At 75.6% G+C, this 2,999-nt stretch carries 3 protein-coding genes and 2 pseudogenes; 2 read left to right on the forward strand and 3 right to left on the reverse strand.

Features of this window, described 5'->3' with window-relative positions; translation table 11 throughout:
• Window positions 1-653: class F sortase (locus FRCN3DRAFT_RS41870; RefSeq protein WP_007520692.1), on the forward strand; the 653-nt coding region annotated here is incomplete at its 5' end.
• Window positions 654-759: 106 nt separating this feature from the next.
• Here the strand turns inward: FRCN3DRAFT_RS41870 and FRCN3DRAFT_RS0200010 are convergent.
• The 3 genes and pseudogenes from FRCN3DRAFT_RS0200010 to FRCN3DRAFT_RS57525 all read right to left on the reverse strand — a co-directional run.
• Entirely contained in the window at window positions 760-1,737 is a 978-nt protein-coding gene (locus FRCN3DRAFT_RS0200010) for an urease accessory protein UreD (protein ID WP_007520694.1), read from the reverse strand.
• A 40-nt stretch (window positions 1,738-1,777) separates the two neighbouring features.
• Window positions 1,778-2,599: an urease accessory protein UreG gene (ureG, locus tag FRCN3DRAFT_RS0200015; RefSeq protein ID WP_007520696.1), complete on the reverse strand. Its 822-nt coding sequence runs from the start codon at window positions 2,597-2,599 to the stop codon at window positions 1,778-1,780.
• Between the two features lie 142 nt (window positions 2,600-2,741).
• Window positions 2,742-2,882: pseudogene (locus tag FRCN3DRAFT_RS57525) on the reverse strand (IS982 family transposase); the annotation flags it as partial.
• 2 nt (window positions 2,883-2,884) lie between these two features.
• Here FRCN3DRAFT_RS57525 and FRCN3DRAFT_RS57530 point away from each other — a divergent pair.
• A pseudogene (locus tag FRCN3DRAFT_RS57530) lies at window positions 2,885-2,999 on the forward strand (phosphogluconate dehydrogenase (NAD(+)-dependent, decarboxylating)); the annotation flags it as partial.

Raw genomic sequence — 2,999 nt, forward strand, 5'->3', positions numbered from 1 at the left:
GCCACCGCCGGAGCGGGCTCGCGGCCAGCCTCCTGCTGACGGCCGCGCTCACGCTGGCCCTGGTTGCTCTCACCGGCTGCGGCGCGCGGCCAGGCCCGGGCGGAACGCCCACGGCCAGCCCGGCGGCGACCAGCGCGCTGGGCTCGGCGGACTCGGCAGGCTCGGCGGACTCGGCAGGCGGACAGGGCGGGCAGTCTCCATCGGCGGGCAAGGCCGCGGATCCAGTGCGGTTGCGGATCGCGGACATCGCCGTGACGGCACCGGTCGTGCCGCTCGGCCTGGACGGGGCGGGACGGCTGATCGCCCCGACCGGGTTCACCGAGGTCGGCTGGAACCGCGCCGGCCCGGAGCCGGGCGACGACGGCGTGGCTGTGATCGCCGGCCATGTCGACTCGAAGACCGGTCCGGCGGTCTTCTTCGGGCTGGCCAGGCTGCGGGCGGGCGCCACCGTCCTCGTCGACCGGGCCGACGGCACGACGGCGACGTTCGTCGTCGACCGGTCGGCCGAGTACGGGAAGGCCAGCTTCCCGGACCAGGAGGTCTACCACTCGGGCGACGGCGCCCAACTCCGCCTGATCACCTGCGGCGGCACCTTCGACCACTCCACCGGCCACTACGTCGACAACGTCGTCGTCTTCGCCCACCTGGCCTGAGCCAGACCGTCCCCAGCCATGGCGGCGAAGATCGCTCGCCAGTGAACCGAAAGGTCCTCAGGAACCCGGCACCTCAGAAACTCGGCACCTCAGAAACTCAGGGCTCTCAGCCCTCAGGGCCGAGGTGGCGGCGCAGGGTGACGGCGTCGGCGGCCAGCGCGGTGACCAGCACTCCGGGGCCCGCCAACGGCAACACGGCCGCTCCGCCCGGCGTCCGGGTGGCGCCGGGCGCGGGCGGCGGGATGACCGAGGCGGGCACGCCGAGCCCGGCCGGGCCGATACCCGCGGTCGGCGCGGGCGCGGCGATCAGAAGGGAGCCGACGGCCCGGGCGGAGCCGATCAGGGCGGCGCCGGTCAGGCCGAGGACGTCGGGCCCGAGCGGCAGCTGCTGGCGCAGCAGTGGCCGGTCGCCCGCGGGGGCACGGATGTCGACGCGCAGGTCCGTCTCGACCCGGCCGGACGGCTCGCCGAACCGGCCGAGCAGGACCTCCTCGCGCCAGCGCAGCCAGCCTCCGGCCGCCACCACCGCCCGCCCGACCATCCGATGCCGACAGCCGCGCACCGCCACCGTCGGCTCCGGCAGCAGGTCGAGCGCGCCGCCCGCGGCGACGTCCGCGTGGATCTCCAGCACGGACGGCCCGGGGCCGTGCCCCGGCATCGCCAGCGTGGCGGCCACCGAGCGCAGCACGAGCCGTACCCCGGCCCCGACGGTGATGTCGAGCCGCACCTGGTCGCCCGCGAGCGGCCCGGCGGCCGCCCCGACCAGGTGCACGGTGACGGTCGGCAGCGCCGGCGGCGCCAGGTCCTGTACCCGCGTGACCCCAGCCGCCGCCGCACCAGCCGACCCGGCGGCGGGCGCCTCGGCCGCGGCCCGCGGCGGAGTGGTGGTGCCGGTGTGCCGCAGCACGAGCGGGACGGCCGAGCGTGCCTCGACGACGCGCGCGGACCCGTCCTGACCGGCCTCGACCCGCAGCACGGCGTGGGCTCGCACCGCGTGCGCGCGCACCAGGCCGCGGCCGGCGCCCCGCTCTTCTTCGCCCGCCGCCGCGCCAGCCCACGTGCCAGCCTCGGCGATCGGGGTCACCAGGCTCCCGGGCCGTCGCCGTCGACGTCGACGGCGGCGCTCACCGCGCGCCGGGCAGGTCGATGCCGACAGCCGCGAGCGGGGCCATGGAATTCTCGTTCGCGCCGGCGCCGGCCGTGCGTGCCTCGACCAGCTGGGCCAGGACCCAGCGGGCGACGGCCGTCGCCTCGGAGTCCTCGACGAGGCTGGTGAACAGCACGGGACGGCCGTGGCGCACCGCCTCGGCGTCGCGGGCCATCACCGCGAGGTCCGCGCCGACCAGTGGGGCAAGATCCGTCTTGTTGATGACGAGCAGGTCGCTGCTGGTCACGCCGGGGCCGCCCTTGCGGGGCACCTTGTCGCCGCCGGCGACGTCGACGACGAAGATCTGCCGGTCGACGAGGCCGTAGCTGAAGGTCGCCGTCAGGTTGTCCCCGCCCGACTCGACCAGGATCAGGTCGAGCGGGCCGAACTCCGCGTCCAGGTCCTCCACCGCGTCGAGGTTGGTCGTGATGTCGTCGCGGATCGCGGTGTGCGGGCAGCAGCCGGTCTCGACGGCGCGAATCCTCGCCGGGTCGAGCACGCCCGCGCGACGCAGGAAGTCGGCGTCCTCGGTCGTGTAGATGTCGTTGGTCACGACGGCGAGGTCGACCTTGCCCGCGAGCGCCCGGCACAGCGCCGCGACCAGCGCGGTCTTGCCGCTGCCGACCGGCCCGCCTATGCCGACCCGCAACGCCCGCCCGGCCGGCACGGTCCGCGGGGCCGCGTCGACCGCCGGCATGGCGGTCTGCCAGCCGACCGCCGTCGCGGGCCCGCCGCCGATGGCACCACCGAGCGGCGAGTGGCCGTGCTCATGCAGGCCATGATCGTGGTCGAGGTGCACGCCGCCTCCCGGATGAGAACTCGTCTGCTCGCGACCCGCCGCGCGCCGCCGTGAGCCGGCCCGGCACCGGCCGCCGCCCCTCACTCGTCCCGCGCGACCTCCGCCGCTGTGGCCAGCCTAGACGAGTAATTCCGATCTCTGGTCAGTGGTCGTAGGCGATCAGGGAGCGGGTGACGGGCGCGGCGGTCTTGTTGTTGTGCCAGATCGCCGCGGCCATCGCCAGTAGGCGCTGGGCGACGCGGACCGCGACGCCCTCGAAGGTCCGCCCGCCGTGTTGTTCCAGGTGGCCGCTCGGGCGAGCCCACCCAGGCCGAGCAGGGCTACCTGCACTGCGGCCCGATCGGGGCCGGCCACTTCGTGAAGATGATCCACAACGGCATCGAGTACGGCATGATGGCCG

The organism is Pseudofrankia saprophytica, assembly GCF_000235425.2.
Classification (GTDB): Bacteria; Actinomycetota; Actinomycetes; order Frankiales; family Frankiaceae; genus Pseudofrankia; species Pseudofrankia saprophytica.